The organism is Amycolatopsis coloradensis (assembly GCF_001953865.1).
GTDB lineage: Bacteria > Actinomycetota > Actinomycetes > Mycobacteriales > Pseudonocardiaceae > Amycolatopsis > Amycolatopsis coloradensis.
The window spans coordinates 52,059-68,955 of record NZ_MQUQ01000008.1; the positions used below are offsets into that span (position 1 = coordinate 52,059).

At 68.8% G+C, this 16,897-nt stretch carries 15 protein-coding genes; 9 read left to right on the top strand and 6 right to left on the bottom strand.

Annotated features, from left to right (window positions below; translation table 11 throughout):
- The first annotated feature begins 23 nt into the window (after positions 1-23).
- From BS329_RS16205 to BS329_RS16215, 3 genes are all read left to right on the top strand, one after another.
- Positions 24-1,400 carry a cytochrome P450 gene (locus BS329_RS16205; protein WP_076161591.1) on the top strand — a complete coding sequence of 459 codons (1,377 nt, stop codon included), beginning with the start codon at positions 24-26 and terminating at the stop codon, positions 1,398-1,400.
- A 136-nt stretch (positions 1,401-1,536) separates the two neighbouring features.
- Positions 1,537-1,860 carry a Rossmann-fold NAD(P)-binding domain-containing protein gene (locus BS329_RS16210; RefSeq protein ID WP_244197192.1) on the top strand — a complete coding sequence of 108 codons (324 nt, stop codon included), beginning with the start codon at positions 1,537-1,539 and terminating at the stop codon, positions 1,858-1,860.
- Between the two features lie 73 nt (positions 1,861-1,933).
- The gene (locus tag BS329_RS16215; protein WP_076161593.1) at positions 1,934-2,386 is read left to right on the top strand and encodes a carboxymuconolactone decarboxylase family protein; all 453 of its coding nucleotides are present in this window, start codon (positions 1,934-1,936) and stop codon (positions 2,384-2,386) included.
- A gap of 4 nt (positions 2,387-2,390) precedes the next feature.
- Here the strand turns inward: BS329_RS16215 and BS329_RS16220 are convergent, their stop codons facing one another.
- Positions 2,391-3,122, bottom strand: coding sequence for a helix-turn-helix transcriptional regulator (locus BS329_RS16220; protein WP_076161595.1), 732 nt, complete (start codon positions 3,120-3,122; stop codon positions 2,391-2,393).
- A 133-nt stretch (positions 3,123-3,255) separates the two neighbouring features.
- On the opposite strand from BS329_RS16220, the gene folE reads away from it, so the two are divergent.
- Positions 3,256-3,852 (top strand): GTP cyclohydrolase I FolE, encoded by a 597-nt coding sequence (folE, locus tag BS329_RS16225; RefSeq protein WP_076161597.1) that lies wholly within the window; start codon positions 3,256-3,258, stop codon positions 3,850-3,852.
- Here the strand turns inward: folE and BS329_RS16230 are convergent.
- Complete coding sequence (locus BS329_RS16230; protein ID WP_076161599.1) at positions 3,842-5,089, bottom strand: MFS transporter; 1,248 nt, start codon at positions 5,087-5,089, stop codon at positions 3,842-3,844. The two genes, folE and BS329_RS16230, sit on opposite strands and share 11 nt — an antisense overlap.
- A gap of 450 nt (positions 5,090-5,539) precedes the next feature.
- Here BS329_RS16230 and BS329_RS16235 point away from each other — a divergent pair, with 450 nt between their 5' ends.
- Complete coding sequence (locus tag BS329_RS16235; RefSeq protein ID WP_076161601.1) at positions 5,540-8,077, top strand: P-loop NTPase fold protein; 2,538 nt, start codon at positions 5,540-5,542, stop codon at positions 8,075-8,077.
- On the opposite strand, the gene BS329_RS16240 is transcribed toward BS329_RS16235, so the two are convergent.
- Positions 8,026-8,766: a flavin reductase family protein gene (locus BS329_RS16240; RefSeq protein WP_244197177.1), complete on the bottom strand. Its 741-nt coding sequence runs from the start codon at positions 8,764-8,766 to the stop codon at positions 8,026-8,028. The genes BS329_RS16235 and BS329_RS16240 overlap by 52 nt on opposite strands.
- Positions 8,767-8,967: 201 nt before the next feature.
- Here BS329_RS16240 and BS329_RS16245 point away from each other — a divergent pair, with 201 nt between their 5' ends.
- Complete coding sequence (locus tag BS329_RS16245; protein ID WP_076161603.1) at positions 8,968-11,037, top strand: AMP-binding protein; 2,070 nt, start codon at positions 8,968-8,970, stop codon at positions 11,035-11,037.
- Positions 11,038-11,396: 359 nt separating this feature from the next.
- On the opposite strand, the gene BS329_RS16250 is transcribed toward BS329_RS16245, so the two are convergent.
- Positions 11,397-12,356: a DUF6528 family protein gene (locus BS329_RS16250; protein ID WP_076161861.1), complete on the bottom strand. Its 960-nt coding sequence runs from the start codon at positions 12,354-12,356 to the stop codon at positions 11,397-11,399.
- 101 nt (positions 12,357-12,457) lie between these two features.
- The gene (locus BS329_RS16255) at positions 12,458-14,137 is read right to left on the bottom strand and encodes a sensor histidine kinase (RefSeq protein ID WP_076161605.1); all 1,680 of its coding nucleotides are present in this window, start codon (positions 14,135-14,137) and stop codon (positions 12,458-12,460) included.
- 133 nt (positions 14,138-14,270) lie between these two features.
- Here BS329_RS16255 and BS329_RS16260 point away from each other — a divergent pair, with 133 nt between their 5' ends.
- Positions 14,271-15,248 carry an Acg family FMN-binding oxidoreductase gene (locus tag BS329_RS16260; protein WP_084749816.1) on the top strand — a complete coding sequence of 326 codons (978 nt, stop codon included), beginning with the start codon at positions 14,271-14,273 and terminating at the stop codon, positions 15,246-15,248.
- 39 nt (positions 15,249-15,287) lie between these two features.
- Here BS329_RS16260 and BS329_RS16265 read toward each other — a convergent pair whose 3' ends face one another.
- Positions 15,288-15,920, bottom strand: a complete 633-nt coding sequence (locus BS329_RS16265) for a response regulator (RefSeq protein ID WP_076161865.1) — start codon at positions 15,918-15,920, stop codon at positions 15,288-15,290.
- A gap of 189 nt (positions 15,921-16,109) precedes the next feature.
- On the opposite strand from BS329_RS16265, the gene BS329_RS16270 reads away from it, so the two are divergent.
- Together BS329_RS16270 and BS329_RS16275 are read left to right on the top strand one after the other, a co-directional pair.
- On the top strand, positions 16,110-16,415 hold the full coding sequence (locus tag BS329_RS16270; protein ID WP_076161607.1) for an ANTAR domain-containing protein: 306 nt from the start codon (positions 16,110-16,112) through the stop codon (positions 16,413-16,415).
- A gap of 71 nt (positions 16,416-16,486) precedes the next feature.
- Positions 16,487-16,891 carry a response regulator gene (locus BS329_RS16275; RefSeq protein WP_244197178.1) on the top strand — a complete coding sequence of 135 codons (405 nt, stop codon included), beginning with the start codon at positions 16,487-16,489 and terminating at the stop codon, positions 16,889-16,891.
- Positions 16,892-16,897 lie beyond the last annotated feature (6 nt).

Sequence of the window (16,897 nt, forward strand, 5' to 3'; positions counted from 1 at the left end):
CAGTGCTCACCTGGAGGGGCTCGATGGCCACCGCACTCCCCCATCCCCCGCGCCGGATCCCGCTGATCGGCGACGTGCTCGGCGTTTCGCCGAAGACCCCCGTCCAGGACTCGATGCGGCACGCCGCCGAATTGGGCCCCGTCTTCGAGCGCAAGGTGTTCGGGCGCGAGATCGTCTTCGTCCACGGTGCCGAAATGGTCGCCGACCTTTCCGACGAGAAGCGGTTCGCCAAGCACATCACGCCCGCGATCGCGAACCTGCGCCCGCTCGGCGGCGACGGGTTGTTCACCGCGCACAACGAAGAGCCGAACTGGCGGCGTGCGCACGAGATCCTCGCGCCCGCCTTCAGCCGCAACGCGATGCAGGCCTACCACCCGACGATGCTGGCGATCACCCGCGAGCTGCTGGACGCGTGGGACCGGGGTGGCGAGGTCGACGTCGCGGACGACATGACCAAGCTGACGCTGGAGACCATCGGACGGACGGGCTTCGGCTACAGCTTCTCGTCGTTCGAGCGCGCCGAACCGCATCCGTTCGTCGCCGCGATGGTCCGGACGCTGCGGCACGCGCAGCGGATGGTGCTCCAGCCGCCGGTCATCGGCCCGTTCCTCAACCGGAAGGCGAACCGGCGCAACGAAGCCGACCTCGCGTTCCTTCACTCCGTCGTCGACGAGGTCGTCGAGGCGCGCCGGGGCGACACGAGCACCGGCGACCTGCTCGGCCTGATGCTCAACACCACTCAGCCGAGCACCGGCGAGGCGCTGGACGAGGTCAACATCCGGAACCAGATCATCACCTTCCTCGTGGCCGGGCACGAGACCACCTCGGGCGCGCTGTCGTTCGCCTTGTACTACCTGGCAAGGAATCCGGACGTCCTCGCCCGTGCACAGTCCGAAGTGGACAAGGTCTGGGACGGGAACCCGGATCCGTCCTACGAGGAGGTCGCCAAGCTCCGCTACGTCCGGCGGGTGCTCGACGAGGCGCTGCGGCTCTGGCCGACGGCGCCCGCGTTCGCGCGCCAGGCACAGGTGGACACCGTCGTCGGCGGGAAGTACCCGATGCGGAAGGGACAGTGGGCCCTCGTCCTCATCCCGGCGCTGCACCGTGACCCCGTCTGGGGCGACGATCCCGAAGCGTTCGACCCCGACCGCTTCGCCCCGGATCGCAACCGTGCCCGCCCGGCGCACGTCTACAAGCCGTTCGGCACCGGCGAACGGGCCTGCATCGGACGGCAGTTCGCCCTGCACGAGGCGACGCTGGTCCTCGGCATGCTGCTGAGCCGATACGACCTGCGCGGCGACTCGTCGTACCGGTTGAAGGTGCAGGAACTGCTGACGTTGAAACCGGAGGGCTTCACGCTCGAAGTCTCGCTTCGCGACCGCGCGACGGTGGCCGTCTAGCCGTCGCGAGGCTTGAGCAGCCTGCCGGGTCGCGCGTGACGAACCGCGCGAAGCCGCGGAAGTAGCCACGGATGCCGTCCTCAGTGGACTTGTCCGCGCGCTGGGCCCGCTGCGCGCCCTCGAAGCCCTCCGGGACCTGGTCGCACCCGGTGGCACCGTCGCGGTCTTGTCCTCCCGGCAGGGCAGCGTCTCGCTGAACACGAGGCCGGGGTTCGAGGCTTACAAGGCCAGCAAGGCCGCGCTCAACCAGCTGATGCGCAGCTACTCCGCCCGGTACGCCGACGACGGGCAAACCAAGCTCCTCATCCACCCCGGCCACAACCAGACGCCGCTCGGCGGCCCCGGCGCCCCGCTCTCCCCCGAAGAAAGCATGCCCGCCGTCGTCAACGTGCTCGAAGCACAGACCGGCGCGCAAGGCTTGCAGTTCTTGGATCTCCACGGCGAGGTCGTTCCTTGGTAGCACTCGGTCACATCTTCCCTCCGGCATCCGTCAGTGCGGTGAAAGCAAGACGGAAACCCTGGAGGAGAACATCATGGAAGCACGGATCCCGAACCCCGCCCTGGCGAACCCGGCCACCCTCAAGGCCTTGATCGCGTTGGCGGAGTCGACCGGGGACACGGGTGTCCCCAACACCACGCACTACCTCATGCACGTCCGCGCCAGCCAGATCAACGGGTGCAGCGGCTGCCTGGAGATGCACACCAAGGAACTGCGCAAGGCCGGCGAGTCCGACGAGCGGATCTTCACCGTGGCGGCGTGGCGTGACACGGCCTACTTCACCGACGCCGAACGCGCGGCGCTCGCGCTGGCCGAGGCCCTGACCCGGATCGCGGACCGGGCCGACCCTGTCGACGACGAGGTCTGGGACGAGGCCGCTCGCCACTACGACGAAAAGCAGCTCTCGAGTTTGGTGCTCTCCATCGCCGCCATCAACACCTGGAACCGGCTCAACGTCGCCACGCGGCAGATCGCCGGCGCGGCCTGATCGGCTAGCGGGCCTGCCGTAGCTCCACACAACACCCGGCCGTGCCGGGAGCGAGGATCGCTTCCACGTTCCCGGCGCGCACGCCGGTCAGGAAACCGGCGAGGAAGGCCTGGTTGATCCCGCAGACCAGCTCCGGCGCCTCGGCGGCCAGCGGATGGAACGGGCAGTTGCGCAGCCGGACGCAGGTCCTGGTGTCGCGGCTCGGCTCGAAGCCGTAGCGGCGAAGCACTCCTTCGGCCATGGTGAGCGCGCGTTCCACACCGAGCCTGCCCGGCCGGGTCCGGGCGCGTTCCTCCGCCCCCACCGCGAGGCCGCGCTCCCCCGCGACCCGCGACACGGCGTCCCGCGCCGTTTCACCGGTCCCTTCGGCGAGCACGGCCTCGGCGAGGATCCCGGCCAGGATCTCGTGCCGCCGCGCCGGAAGCTGCACCTGGATGGCTTCGTCGACGGGTTCGTAGACCTTAGGTTTACGCCCTACCTTCACCACCGGACCCGCCGCGAAGCCGAACCTGAGCAGCCCGGCCGCCACGAGCTTGTCGAGGTGGAAGGCGGCGAGTTTGCGGGAGATCCCCACCGCGGCCGCCGCCTCGTCCCGCGTCACCGGCCGCCGCGCGCGCCGGACATGGGCGTACATGCCGCGGCGCAGGTCGTCGTCGAGCGCCGCCACCGCGGCGATGGACGGGACGTCGAGGCCGTCCGGATCGGACACTGTCACGTACACCACGATATCGCCCATCTCAACCGGCGGAACGTCCTGAACTGCGGATCTACCATGTAGGCTGAACCGGCAGGCGATAAAACGCCCACAATTCTTAGTCGAATAACGCTGTCGAACAGCTCTGGGGATCGCGGTCAGCCTAGGAGGCCTCATGTCCACTCCCGCTCTGCGCGTCGTGCACGAACCCGGGCCGGGGCCGGACTTGGAGGCCGCCGAGGCCGCGGCCGCCGATCTCCTCACCGCACTGGGCATTTCGCTGGACTCGGAGAGCCTTCGAGGCACGCCGGGCAGGATGGCGCGCGCGTACGCCGAACTGTTCACCCCGCGATCGTTCGACCTCACGACCTTTCCCAACGACGAGGGCTACGACGAACTCGTGCTCGCCAGGGGTATTCCGGTCCGGTCGGTCTGCGAACACCACCTGCTGCCGTTCGTCGGGGTCGCGCACGTCGGCTACCTGCCCGGCGAACGGATCCTCGGGCTGTCCAAGCTGGCCAGGATCGTCGAGCACTTCGCCTGCCGCCCGCAGGTTCAGGAGCGGCTGACGAAACAGGTCGCCGACTGGCTCGACGAGCAGCTCGAACCGCGTGGCGTCGGTGTGGTGATCGAGGCCGAGCATTCGTGCATGACCCTGCGCGGTGTCCAGGCCGCCGGTTCGAGCACCGTGACCTCCACCCTGCTCGGCACGCTGCGCGAAGACGCGCGCTCACGCCAGGAGTTCTTCGCCCTCACCGGCATCAACGGCTGACCGAGGGTTCCTCCGCGTAGGCCGCGGAAACGACGGCGCGGTCGAACACCCGCCAGGTGAGCGCGGTGACGATGATCGCGACCACGAAACCCGCCCAGTACGGCGTCGTCAACCCGAACTCGGACGCCACCGCTCCCCCGAGCAGCGCGCCGACGCAGTTGCCGCCCGCGACGATGAACAGCGTGGTGCTGCCGACCCGGCCGAGCATGTCCGGCGGGGTGAGCCGCTGGCGCAGCGAACTGCCGACGATGCCCCACAGCGCGCCGTGCATCCCGAACAGGAACAACGTCACCCCGACCATCGGCGCGTTCGTGCTCGTCGCCAGCACCAGATGGGTCCCGGCCTCGATCAGCAGCCCGATCCGCAGTGTCCAGGTCGGGGTGCACCAGGCGATCAGCCGGTCGCCGGTGACCGAGCCGAGCAGTCCACCCACCGCCATGCAGGTGAAGAGCAGGCCGTACCCGACGGCGCCGAGGTGCAACCGCTCCTTCGCCAGCAGCACCAAGACCGAGGTGGCCGCGACGAGCGTCAGGTTCAGCAGTCCGATCAGCCCGACCATGGTCCGCAGCAGGCGCTGGCCCGCGAGCCAGCGGAACCCTTCGGCCATCTCCGACCGGACCGAGCGCTTCACCGGCTCACCCGGATCGCCGCCGGGCCGCCACCGGAAGGCACCCCCGATCAGCCCGAGCAAAAGAGCGCTGACCGCGTACGTGCCGGCGTTGAGGTAGAACGGGATGCCAGCCGCGACGCCGAACAGGAATCCGCCCAACGGACCGGAAAGCATGCCGTGGGCCAGCGTCGTCCCGGCGTACAACCGCCCGTTCGCCCGCTCCAGCAACGCCTTCGGGACGATCGAGGGCAGCATGGCCCCGCCCGCTGTCCGGAACACGACCTCACACGCGTTGATCACGAAAAGGACGGCGTACAGCAAAGCGAGGCTGACGTTCCCCGTCGTGATCGCGAGCGCCAGCAGCGCGACGGTGGGGACACGGATCCAGTCGAGGACGATCATCAGCTTCCGCCGGTCCACCCGGTCGACCAGCACCCCGCCCGGCAGCGAGAACAGCAGCCAGGGAAGCCACGCCACCGCGAAACCGCCCGAGACCACCAGTGGTTCGTCGGTGCGGGACGCGATCAGCAGCGGCGCCGCCACCGTCGCGAGCCCACTGCCCAACGCCGACGTCGTGCTCGCCGCCCAGAGTTTCGCGTACCTGCCGTCCAGCCGTTCCCCCACCATGGGACCAAAGTAGCGAGCGGTGACCGTGCGGAGGCGGTGTTTCACCCACAGCTGAGCGGATGGGTGGATGCGCTACTACGGGGGCGGCGAACGTCACGCTCGTGAGTGATTCGGGTGGTCCAGCGACCCGGATTACTCACGAGCCATCAGCTTTTCGCCGCGACCGTGGGCATGACCGGTCGCTCCGCCGAGCCGAGCGTGTCGCGAAAGCCACTTTCGGGACATCTGATGTCCCGAAAGTGGCTTTCGCGACACCGGCGACACCTGGACGCGCGGACGCCGGACGCAACGGCAGCCTGCCAGGGTTACGGCGTCCCGCTCACCACCCGCAGCATCCGAGCCGCTCCCGCCCGCTCGAACAGGACCAGCCCCGCCGCCGCCATCGCCACGGCACCGACGAGCACGGACCTCTAGACTGCCCTTCCGTTCGTCCTGGGGAGGGGAGCACGGATGGTGCTGGTGCGCGACGTCGACCCGTCGATTCTGTTGAAAGGCGAGCCGCGGGGTTCGAATCCCGGTGTCTACCTGCCTCGCGACATCGACAGAATGCTCAGGGCCACGCTTTCGGCCGACCGGTTCACGCTCATCGTGTTCGAGACCAATTCGGGCGCCCGGCGAACGGCCTATGAAGCGATGCTCGCGGTGCACGCCGAAACGGAGCTGGTTGTCGAGCCGGAGATCGACGACCTCGTGCTCGACAAGAGTGACAGCCCGGCGGTGGTCTGGCTCGACACCAAGCTGCCCCAGCTGATCGGTCGCGATCCCACCTCCGTGGCCAACTGGCTCGCGGCTAACCCGGGTCGGCGCCTGCTCGGTTTGGTCGGTGCGAGCAACTACGAGAACCGGAACCTGCGCCGCGGTCTCGATCGTCTCCACCCCTCGATGCATCGCATCCTGCCGGAACTCTCCGACATCGAGCGTGCCGCGGCCGAACAGATGCACGACCGGGCGGCGGCACACACCATCGAGGAATTCACCAGCGCACGCGGGACGAGCGATGACTCAAGTACGGCGGCCGTCGATCCCTTGTCCGCCCACGTCGCCGACTACCGGCCCGACACCGACGACGGCGTCGACCGCCTCGGCATCGGCCCCGACGTGCGCATGCTCGCCGACCTGGTCGTCTCCCGGATGATCACCCCTCCCCTGTCGATCGGCCTGTTCGGTAGCTGGGGGTCCGGCAAGAGCTTCTTCATGCGCCAGATGCAATTGCGGGTCCGTGAACTCGCCGATTCCGCGCACGAGGCCGAAACCACCGCAGGCAGGCACGGCAGGACCGTGTCCTCCTACTGTTCGAGTGTTCGCCAGATCAGCTTCAACGCCTGGCACTACAGCGAGGCGAACCTGCTCGCCAGCCTCGCCACCCACATCTTCGACAACCTCGCCGCGAGTGGCGCCGAGAACGACCTTCAGCGCCAGGCCGACGCGCTCGCGGAACGCCGCAAGACCGAGAAGACCCTTCTCGGCAGGCTCAGCGCGGTCCGTCTCGAACGCAGAACCCTGACCGCCCAGCAGAAACAAGCGAACCGAAGGCGACGGAAGCCGCGTGAGTACGTCCGCGCGGTCTTCGACAGTCTCACCGAAGCGGACAAGGCGTGGATCGCGTCCAGGCTCGGCGTCGACCGGCCGACCGCCGAGGATCTGGAACGCCTGGCGCGGGAGACCGGCGGGCTGCGGTCGGACGTCGCCGAATTCTGGCGACGGCTGCGGCAGGACCCGGTTCCGTTGCTGGTCCTGATCGGTGGGCTGGTGACCGTCCTGGTCGTCACGCTGCTCGTCGGCCGGTCGCAGGTTTCGGGGGTGCTCGGCGGCCTCACCCTGGTGAGTTCCGCGCTGACCGTCGTACTGCGGATGCGTGCCAGCGCGGGCCGGATCCACCAGGCACTCGACAAACTCGGCGGTCCGTCCATAGAGGACGAAGAGACCGAGCGGCGCCTCGCCGAACTGGACGCGGAATCCGAACGGCTCGAAAGGGCCGTCACCGAACTCGCGCCAGGACTAGACCTCGTGTCGTTCGCCGAGTCCCGGGTTTCGGACTACGTCGAACATCTGGGCGTGGTCTCGTTGCTGCGCAAGGATCTCGAGACGTTCGCGACCATGCTCGCCGAGGTACCGCACGGTTCCGGGAAGATCGAGCGGACCGTGCTCTACATCGACGACCTCGACCGCTGCCCGCCCAAGGTCGTCATCCAGGTCCTCGAAGCCATCCACCTCCTGCTGGCACTGCCGGTGTTCGTCGTCGTGGTGGGCGTCGACTCACGCTGGCTCAAGAAAGCCGTCGAGCAGCACTACGAGGCGATGCTCGGTGACGATCCGGAAACGTTCGCCGAGAACTACCTCGAAAAGATCTTCCAGGTGCCGTTCACGTTGTCTCCCATGGACGATCCAGGGTTCGCGGGGCTCGTGCGCGGGCTCGCCGACACCGAAGGTCAGGACGCCGCACCGGCACCTTCCCCCGCCGAAGCGGATCAAACCACCGGTGCCCGCGCCCCGGCCGTTGCCGAGCCTGCTCCTCTTCGAGAGGAAGCACCGGAACGGTCGTCCGAACAGTCCACAATAGACCTTCGACCTCCTCGACTGGTGATCTCGCAGGCGGAACTGGACTTCCTGCCCACGCTGTCTTCACTCATCCGCTCCCCTCGGGCCGCGAAGAGACTCCTGAACCTGTACCGCTTGCTGCGGGCGCGCTTCGCCGGAGAGGAACTGGCCGAGTTCCTCTCCGACGGCAACCGCGAGGCGCCGTTTCGCGCGGTGCTGGTGCTGCTCTCGGTCCACGTCGGATATCCGGAAGCCATCTCCTGGTTCGCCACCCTCGAGGGAACGGATCCCGAGGACAGCGCCCTCGAGATCGCGGAGTCACTGAACGACCACGAGCTGCGGCCGAAACTCGAACGCGGCCTGTCCGGTGCATCGTGGCCGGAACTGGCCTCGTCCTATCAACGGTGGTTGCCGCTGGTGAACCGGTTCTCGTTCGCCCGCGACGACTGATCCCGCGACCGCGCGATGTCGGGCCCGCGGTAGAGCCGCTCCGGGATCCGCGCCAGCGTCGAGGGATGGACCTGCGGCCCGAGGCCGTAGAGCTTCTGGAAGCTCATGATCAGCGGCCGCCACCGGTCCGGGTCGATCCGGTCGTCGGTGCCCGGCAGCCGTACGTCGTCGTGGACGTGGACGCGCTGCACGCGGACCTCGAACACGAGGACACCGCCACGTTGTGCCGGGTCGTCCTCGGCGAGCGGGTGGACGGCCTCGACGACGGCCTCCATCGTCACCGGGCATTCCGCCACGCGCGGCGGCCGCACCGTCTCGGAAGCGACCGGGGTGAGTCCGGCACGGGCGAATTTGTCGGCTTCGTGCCGATAGCCGCGCTCGTACTTGCGCGCCGGGACGGGATCCGAGCCGGTGGTCAGCGCCAGCCTGTCGACGGCGGCCGCCAGATCGTCGGAAGGGAGATTCAGAACACATTCACGGTTACGCATAAGGTTCTGCGCCGTCTTGGATTTCGCGCCGAGTCCGAGCATGCCCCGCCAGCCGAGCCAGAACGCGGACGACATCGGAGCCAAGTTCTCCGAACCTGCCTGGTCGACCGTGGAAAGGAGCACCACCGGGGTGCCGAAGTAGAGGATCCCGGGCTCAATACGGGTGTGCGCGGTCTCAGCCGCTGTCGTGGTAACTGTCACGTTCGTCAGCTTCGCCGCGTCTCGCGACGGAGGCTGGCGAGAATCGGACGTCGCGATCAAGCGGCCTCCCACCGGTGGAACGCCTGCTCTTCGGAGTATTGCGTTCGGCCGATTGCTGGTAAGTTCGCCGGACTTGAACGACGAAGGAGGCGCCGGCAGCTGCCCGATCAACACCCGAACGCGCGTGGTGAGGCGAATCGCATGCGAGACGATGTGGTCCAGGCGAGCTCGATCATCGGGCATTCTCCCGGCCAGGTTTGGGAAGTCATCGGCGATCCCGAGTCCTACTCGAGGTTCGTCGCGGAGATCAGCTGGTGCGAGATCCGGCAGTCCGCCGAACGCGGCCGCGGTCCGAAATGCTTCGTGCGGCTGGAACCGCGGGCGGGCGCTCTCGTCGTCGGTGACGTCGAAGCGCGGGTTTGGCGGCCCGGCGAGCACGTCGTCTGGTGCGGTGTCGAGGACAACGGCAACTGGTGCTCGATCGAGCTGAGGCAGGCTCCCGACAACGGCACCGAACTCGTCGCGCAGTTGATGCTTCCGGCGCGGCACGCGCAGCCGGTGTCCGCCGCGTCGTTCAAACGCACCGTCCGCGCGGTGGCCCGGCGGATCGATCTGCACCTTTCGGGCCGGGCGGCGCCGCCGCGGGAAGAACCCGCGCATACCAAGGCCACCACGCTGCACACGGCGAGCACGCTGATCAAGGCCGGGGTGCTCGCGGCCGCGCGGCCGGACAAGATCGCCCGACAGCTCACTTCGCTGTCGCAGTGGGGCGCCACCGTCGCCGGCGGCTACACGGCCAACGCGGCCCGGGTGCCCGAAGACGTCGCACTGCACGACGAACGCGACATCCGGACGTTCAAGCAGGCGGCGGATCGCAGCAACCAGCTCGCGAACGCGCTGGCACTGCGCGGAGTCCGCTCCCGTGACCGGGTCGCCTTGTTGTGCCGCAACCACGCCACGATGGTCGAAGCGCTGATCGCGTGCAGCAAGCTCGGCGTGGACGCGATCCTGCTCAACACCGGGCTTTCCGCGGGCTCGGTCGCGGACGTCATCGGACTGCACGAACCGGTCGCGGTGCTCGCCGACGACGAGTTCTCCCGCGTCATCGCCGACATCCCCGGCGATTTCCTGCGGCTGTCCACCTGGCCGGAAACCGAGAACGGCTACCCGACGATCGACCAGCTGATCGCGGGAGTGCCCGCCACCAAACTCAAGCCGGTGAACCGGATCGGCAGGCTCGTCGTCCTCACCTCGGGCACCAGCGGAACCCCCAAGGGCGCACGCCGTCCGACGCCGAAGGGTCTCGCGACGTCGGCCGCCATGCTGGACCGCATCCCGCTCCGCACCGGCGATCGCTTCGTGGTGGCCGCGCCGCTGTTCCACAGCTGGGGTCTCGCCGGAATGCAGATCGGGATGGCCGTGCGCGCGTCCTTGTCGCTGATCCGCCGGTTCGACGCCGAAGAGATATTGAGGACCATCGCCGAACATCGCTGCGGCGTGCTGTTCGCCGTCCCGATCATGTTGCAGCGCATCCTCGACCTGCCCGAACGGGTCCGCGCCAGGTATGACCTGTCGTCGCTGCGCATCGTCGCCAGCAGCGGATCCGCGCTGCCGGGGACGATTGTCACCGAGTTCATGGACACCTTCGGCGACGTGCTCTACAACTTCTACGGCTCCACCGAGGTTTCGTGGGCCAGCATCGCCACACCCGAAGACCTCCGCGCCGCGCCCACCACCGCGGGCCGCTGCCCGCCCGGCACCCGCGTCGCCATCCTCGACGAGGACCACAACCGTGTCCCGCCGGGTTGGGAGGGACAGATCTTCGTCGGCAACGACATGCTGTTCGAGGGCTACACCGATGGCGCCGGCGTGCCCCGCGCGGAAGAGTTGATGGCGACCGGCGACGTCGGGTACCAGGACGCGTCCGGACGGCTGTTCGTCACCGGCCGGGCGGACGAGATGATCGTGTCCGGTGGCGAGAACGTGTCCCCTCGCCCGGTCGAGGAAGCCATCGTCGCGTTGCCCGGCGTCCACGAGGCGGCCGTGATCGGCGTGCCGGATCGTGAGTTCGGGCAACGGTTCGCGGCGTACATCGTCCCGACGCGCGGCGCGCGGATGAGCGCGGAGGACGTCCGCGCCCACATCCACCGGCGACTGGCGCGGTTCGCGGTGCCGCGGGACGTGTACTTCGTGGAGGAACTGCCGCGGAACGCGACCGGGAAGGTGCTCAAACGGTTGCTGAAGGACGAAACCTGGCCGATCGACCAGTAGCGTCCTTGTGGACTCGCTACCCGACCGCGACCAGAGGACTACTCGCGGCTGGCAAGCGTGCGGGCGAAGATGTCCGGCCGTCCTGAAGGTGGCCTCCAGGACGCCTGGCGGCAGGCCAGGTCGCCGGTCCCGGCCATTTCGTCGGCGAGGAACAACCACGAACGGTGATCGGCGAACTCCAGGCTTCATCGGGCATATACCTCGGACGGGTCGAGAGCGCCCGTCGAACCGTCTGGTTCACTCGGTCAGGTGAAAGACGCCGCCAGCCGTCATGGTTGCGGCGGCATCCCCTCTTCTCTGGTGTGTCGGTACCGGCCGGGTAGCCCCCCGAACGGCCGGTACCGACACGGAAGTACCGCTCAACCGATCCACCAGCGGGCCTTGTAGATCCACGCGCCGTGCAGCGCCAGCTCGGCGCGTGGAAAGGCCAGCCGGACGGTGTCCGTGCACCACGTGCACAGATGTCCTTCCTGGATCGAAGCCGTCAGCACCTGTCCGGTCCGCGGGTTCGTCGACACACTCTTCACATGCGGCCGGTCGATCTCCCGCGCCCCCGCGTACCGCTGGGTGAACCCGTCGCTCGTCTTCACGTACTGGTAGACGCCCGCTTCCGTGGTCACCCACAGCAGGTCCGGCCGGTGCGGGACCGGCTGGAGGTCGTGACCGCCCTTGCTCGGCAACCGTACGGATCGCTGCTCGGTGACCACCGGCGCGGCGGGTGTCCCGGTGACGCGCAACGCGACGAGTGCGTCGGTGCCCACTGCCCACAACACGTTCCGGCCCGCGTCCCACACCACCCCGTGCGCTCCCACCAGCGGGTACTCGGTGTACGTCGTCGAGCGCTGTCCCTGCGAAGCGGTGTAGACCCGCACCCAGCCCCCGGTGCTGGCCGCCACCGCGACGTTTCCGTCCGGCAGCAGTTCGATGCTGTGCGGGTTGGCCGGCCCGCCGACGTTGGCCGCCCAGTACGCCCGGTCACCCGCCGGGTACGGCACGACGGCCGCGAAACCGCCCGACGCCGATGTGAGCAGGTACTTCTGGCCTGCTCGTTCGGCGAGCTTCGCGTCGCTCGGGTTGCTCCACGACCCGGCCAGGTCCGCCAGCCCGTTCGCGGCGTTCGGCGCCCAGGACCAGCTCAGCTTCCGGTCCTGCCAGGAAGCGCGGTCGGCGGGCAGGACCAGGATCCGTTTGGACGCCTGTTCGGTGATGACGATCGAACCGCGGTCGCGCGCGCCCGCGTCCGCCACCGCCGGGGCGGACGCCGCCACCGAGAGGCTCATGATGGCCAGCGCCACCAAGGATTTCCGCATGATCTTCATACGGAGACTGAATCCGCCCAGGATGACCGGCACGTGGCGGCGATCGGAAACCCTGATGTCAACGAGATGTCCCGGTCAGGGCATCGCCCCGGTCGGCGAAGTCAACGCAAGGGGGCGGACCACTCGGCGAGGGTGCCGCCCTCCTCACGGGTCTCCACCCGGAACGTCCCGCCCGCCCGTTCCGCGCGGTCACGCAGGTTCCGGAGGCCACCCGGCTCCCCGTTCATCCCGGCGCCGTCGTCCGTGACCACGATCCGCAGGACGTCGTCCTTCACCGCGACGCTCACCGAAACCCCGCTCGCCCGCGCGTGCCGGACGACGTTGCCGACCGTCTCCCGCACCACCGCCTCGGCGTGCCCGGCGAACGGGACGGGAAGCGAATCGAGCGGTCCGGACAGGCTGACCGTCGGATGGATCGCGGTGTCGTCGGTGAGTTCGGCGATCGAGTCGTAGAGACGGTGCCGCAGCCGCACCCCTTGCTGGCCCGCCTCGCCGCCGTGGAGGTCGAAGATCGCCGTGCGGATCTCGTGCACGATCTCGTGCATCTGGTCGATGCTGTCGCCGATCCGCCGTTGCAGTTCCGGTGAGCGTGCCCGGCGATGCGTGCTCTGCATGGCGAGTCCGACGGCGAACAACCGCTGGATCACGTGGTCGTGCAGATCCCTGGCGATCCGGTCCCGGTCGGCGAGCACATCGACCTCCCTGGCCGTGCGCTGCTGCGTCGCGAGCTGGAGCGCGAGCGCGGCCTGGTCCGCGAACGAGGCCACCACCGGCAGCTGGGTGAGTTCGAACGGGACCGAACCCGGATTCCGCACCGCCATCAGCACGCCGGACGTGCGCTCCCGCGCCCGGAGCGGCACCACGAGTGTCGGGCCGAATCGGAGTTCCCCGTCGTCGCCCAGTACGAGTTCCGGCACGCTGCGCGGAGTCCGGTCACGGTAGACCGCCCCCGGCAGCGAAGTGGCGACGCTGATCCGCGCCCCGGTCAGCTCCCCCGCCCGCGCGCCGGCGCAGACGGCGATGGTCAGATCGCCCGTCTCTTCCTCGCGGACGTCGAGCCGACCGGGACCGGGCAGTGCCAGCAGAGTGAGGTCGGAGCCGGTCAGTTCCAGCGCCCGGCTGGCGATCAGGTTGAGCGCGTCGACCGGGTCGGTGCCGCCGAGCAGTTCCGTGGTCACCTCGCTGGTGGCCGCCTGCCACTGCTGGCGGAGCCGGGCCTGTTCGTAGAGGTGGGCGTTCTCGATCGCGATCCCGGCCGCGGCGGCGAGCGCCTGGACGACCACCTCGTCGTCGTCGGTGAACCCGTCGCCGCGTTTCTCGGTGAGGTAGAGATTCCCGAACACCTCGTCGCGGACCCGGATCGGCACGCCGAGGAACGACCGCATCGGCGGATGACGCGGCGGGAAGCCGACCGACGCGGGATGCCGCGAGATGTCGGCCAGCCGCACCGGTTTCGCCTCGTCGATGACGAAACCCAGTAGCCCGTGGCCTTTCGGCAGATGACCGATCTGCTGCCTGGTCTCGCCGTCGATCCCGAGGTGGACGAATTCGGCGAGCGAGCCGTCGTCCGCGATCACCCCGACCGCGCCATAGGTGGCTTCCGCGAGATCGATCGCCGCCTGCACGATCCGGCGCAGCGTGGCATCCAGCTCGAGTCCCGACGCGACGGCGAGCACCGCTTCGAGCAGTCCGTCCATCTTGTCGCGGGTGCCGATGAGCCGTTCGATGCGGTCTTGGAGATCGCGCAGCACTTCACGGACCCGCAGCTGCTGTGCCGACATCGTGCTACGCCTCCGAAGATCGGGACGACTCGCGGCCGTGGTGACTTTGTCCTCTTTCGGCCCCGCACCGCGGGCGGGGACCGTCTCTCACCGAGACGCCAGTATCGCCCGTGGCGCGGCAGCGGGGGGAACCATGGCCTTACAAGTCACCAGGGTCGGGCGTTTGGACTCCGATCAGGTGAATTCCGTGCTCCGGTCGGCCATGCTGGCCCCGTCGACGCACAACACCCAGCCATGGCTGTTCCGGTGCACCGGCACCGGGATCGAACTCCACGCCGATCCGCGCCGTATCCTACCGGTCACGGATCCGGACCGGCGCGAACTCGTCCTCTCGTGCGGCGCCGCGCTCTTCACCCTCCGGACGGCGATTCACGCACGGGGTTTCCATCCGGCGACGACCTTGATGCCGAGTCGCGCCGATCCCGATCTTCTGGCCATCGTCCGCCCGCTCGCCGAACGCACCCCCGATCCGAGGGTGGTCGGGCTGGCCCGCGCGATCCCCCGCCGCCGCACCAACCGGCGGCCGTTCCGGCCCACCGCCGTCCCGCGGTCCACGCTCCCCCTTCTGCGCCACGCCGCCGAACTCGAGCACGCGTGGATGTCGAGCCTCGACGCCGAACGCTGCGGTCTGCTGCGTGACATCACCGACCGGGCGCATCTCGATCAGCTCGCCGATCCCGCTTTCGTCACGGAACTGGGCCGCTGGACCGAATTGCGCGCCGGCACTCGCGACGGGGTGCCGTCCTACGCGACCGCGGGCTCGCCCGCCGACGAAAGCTGGCTCCTCGACGAATTCGGCGCCGCGAGCCAGGGAACGCGGCCGGATCCGCTGGTGGTAGTGATCGCGTCGCTGACCGACGGACGGCTCGATCGGCTACAGGCGGGCCAAGCGCTGCAACGGGTTCTGCTCACCGCGACCGCGGCCGGGCTCCACGCGTCGTTCATCTCGCCGCCGATCCTGGTCCCCTCGGCACGCGCGGAACTCCGCCGTCTTCTCGGCTGCGGTGTCTGGCCTCAGGTTCTGCTCCGGCTCGGCTACGGTTCGCCACTGCCGTGGACCCCACGCCGTGCGCTGGAAGACGTCCTGCTCGAAAAGCTGGTTTCCGCCTGAGTGGTCGCCATCGGACTTCCGATGGTGACCACTGGGCGCTCAGGACCGCCGCAGTTCGGTGGCCAGCACGGCCGCCTGGGTCCGCCGCTGCATCCCGAGTTTCGTCAGCAAGCGTGACACGTAGTTCTTGACCGTCTTCTCGGCGAGGAACATCCGTTCGGCGATCTGCCGGTTGGTCAGGCCTTCACCGATCAGTTCCAGCAGCGTGCGCTCCTGCTCGGAAAGGCCGGCGAGCGGCCCCTTCTTCACCGCGTCGTCGCGGAACTTCGCCATCAGCGTCGCGGCGGCACGGGCGTCCAGCAGTGACCGGCCGAGACCGACCTCCTTGACGGCGGCCACCAGGTCCATCCCCCGGATGTCCTTGATGACGTAACCGCTGGCGCCGGCCATGATCGCGTCCAGCATCGCCTGCTCGTCGGTGTAGGAGGTGAGCATGAGGCATTTCAGCTCGGGGATCTTGGACCGCAGTTCCCGCGCGAGTTCGACGCCGTTCCCGTCCGGGAGCCGGACGTCGAGCACCGCGACGTGCGGCCGCAGCGCGGGGATCCTCGCCAGCGCTTGGGAAAAGGTGGCCGCTTGACCGACGACGCACATCGTCGGGTCCTCCTCCAGCATGTCCGCGACCCCTCGACGGACCACCTCGTGGTCGTCGACCAGAAACACCCGGAGCATTCCGACCTCCACGGTTCCCCCTCCTCCGGTCAGAGCGTACGGTGCACGGCCGGTCACTGCGACCGGCCAAAGGACCCTGTTCGGCACCCGTTCGAGTGGCTGCCGCCAACCGGACCAGGTTCATTTGCATCATTCGACTCAGGACGTTCTCTTCTTTCCGGCACCCGTGCGCGCTGCGACGATCACCCCATGTCCGAGACCACGCTTTCGCCTACTCCCTCGTCCGGCACCCCAGACCCGGCAGAAGACCTCGTGGCCATGCACGACCGCCTCCGGTTCTACCGTGCCCGCGCCGAACAACTCCAGTACGCGCTGGACCACCGGATACCCATCGAGCAGGCGAAGGGCGTTCTCGCCGAGCGTTACCAGATCGACATCGACTCGGCGTTCGAACTGCTCCGCTCGTTCTGCCGCAACAACAACATGAAGATCCACGACGTCGCGCGGACTCTGGTCGAGCAGCCGAGCGAGGGCGCACGACGGGTCTCTTGCTGAGTCACGTCAAGTTCGGCGGAGGGCCCGCGACCCCCACCGGCGCCGCAGAGACCGCGGGCACGGACTGGGTCATGAACCGAACGCCGCCCCCCAGACTTCGGGTGCTCGTCGCGGACGACAACCCGGTCATCGGTGATGCTCTGCGCGCCCTCCTGGAATCCGAACCGGACATCGAGGTGGTCGCCGTCGCGCTGAGCGCGGGTGAGGCGGTCGCGTTCGCGGAATTGCTGTCCCCGGAGGTCGCCGTCCTGGACGTCCGGATCCCCGGTGGGGGCGGCGCGTGGATGGCGAGGGAGATCCGGCGGCGGGTGCCCCGGACCCGGCTGTTGGCGTTCTCCGCGCACAGCGATTCCGGGTCCATCGCCCGGATGGCGTCCGCGGGCGTCACGGAGTACCTCGTCAAAGGCAGCCCCAATACCGAGATCGTCGCGGCCATCCGCCGCCTCTGCCCGAACAAAGCCAACGGGACCGAATAGCACGGC

Bases quoted from the DNA above. Each gene is read 5' to 3' on its own strand.
- BS329_RS16220 (WP_076161595.1), bottom strand. From the start codon at position 3,122: ATGGGCGATATCGTGGTGTACGTGACAGTGTCCGATCCGGACGGCCTC.
- BS329_RS16270 (WP_076161607.1), top strand. From the start codon at position 16,110: ATGTCCGAGACCACGCTTTCGCCTACTCCCTCGTCCGGCACCCCAGAC.
- BS329_RS16260 (WP_084749816.1), top strand. From the start codon at position 14,271: ATGGCCTTACAAGTCACCAGGGTCGGGCGTTTGGACTCCGATCAGGTG.
- BS329_RS16215 (WP_076161593.1), top strand. From the start codon at position 1,934: ATGGAAGCACGGATCCCGAACCCCGCCCTGGCGAACCCGGCCACCCTC.
- BS329_RS16275 (WP_244197178.1), top strand. From the start codon at position 16,487: ATGAACCGAACGCCGCCCCCCAGACTTCGGGTGCTCGTCGCGGACGAC.
- BS329_RS16245 (WP_076161603.1), top strand. From the start codon at position 8,968: ATGCGAGACGATGTGGTCCAGGCGAGCTCGATCATCGGGCATTCTCCC.
- BS329_RS16250 (WP_076161861.1), bottom strand. From the start codon at position 12,356: ATGAAGATCATGCGGAAATCCTTGGTGGCGCTGGCCATCATGAGCCTC.
- BS329_RS16235 (WP_076161601.1), top strand. From the start codon at position 5,540: ATGGTGCTGGTGCGCGACGTCGACCCGTCGATTCTGTTGAAAGGCGAG.
- BS329_RS16230 (WP_076161599.1), bottom strand. From the start codon at position 5,089: ATGGTGGGGGAACGGCTGGACGGCAGGTACGCGAAACTCTGGGCGGCG.
- folE (WP_076161597.1), top strand. From the start codon at position 3,256: ATGTCCACTCCCGCTCTGCGCGTCGTGCACGAACCCGGGCCGGGGCCG.
- BS329_RS16205 (WP_076161591.1), top strand. From the start codon at position 24: ATGGCCACCGCACTCCCCCATCCCCCGCGCCGGATCCCGCTGATCGGC.
- BS329_RS16265 (WP_076161865.1), bottom strand. From the start codon at position 15,920: ATGCTCCGGGTGTTTCTGGTCGACGACCACGAGGTGGTCCGTCGAGGG.
- BS329_RS16255 (WP_076161605.1), bottom strand. From the start codon at position 14,137: ATGTCGGCACAGCAGCTGCGGGTCCGTGAAGTGCTGCGCGATCTCCAA.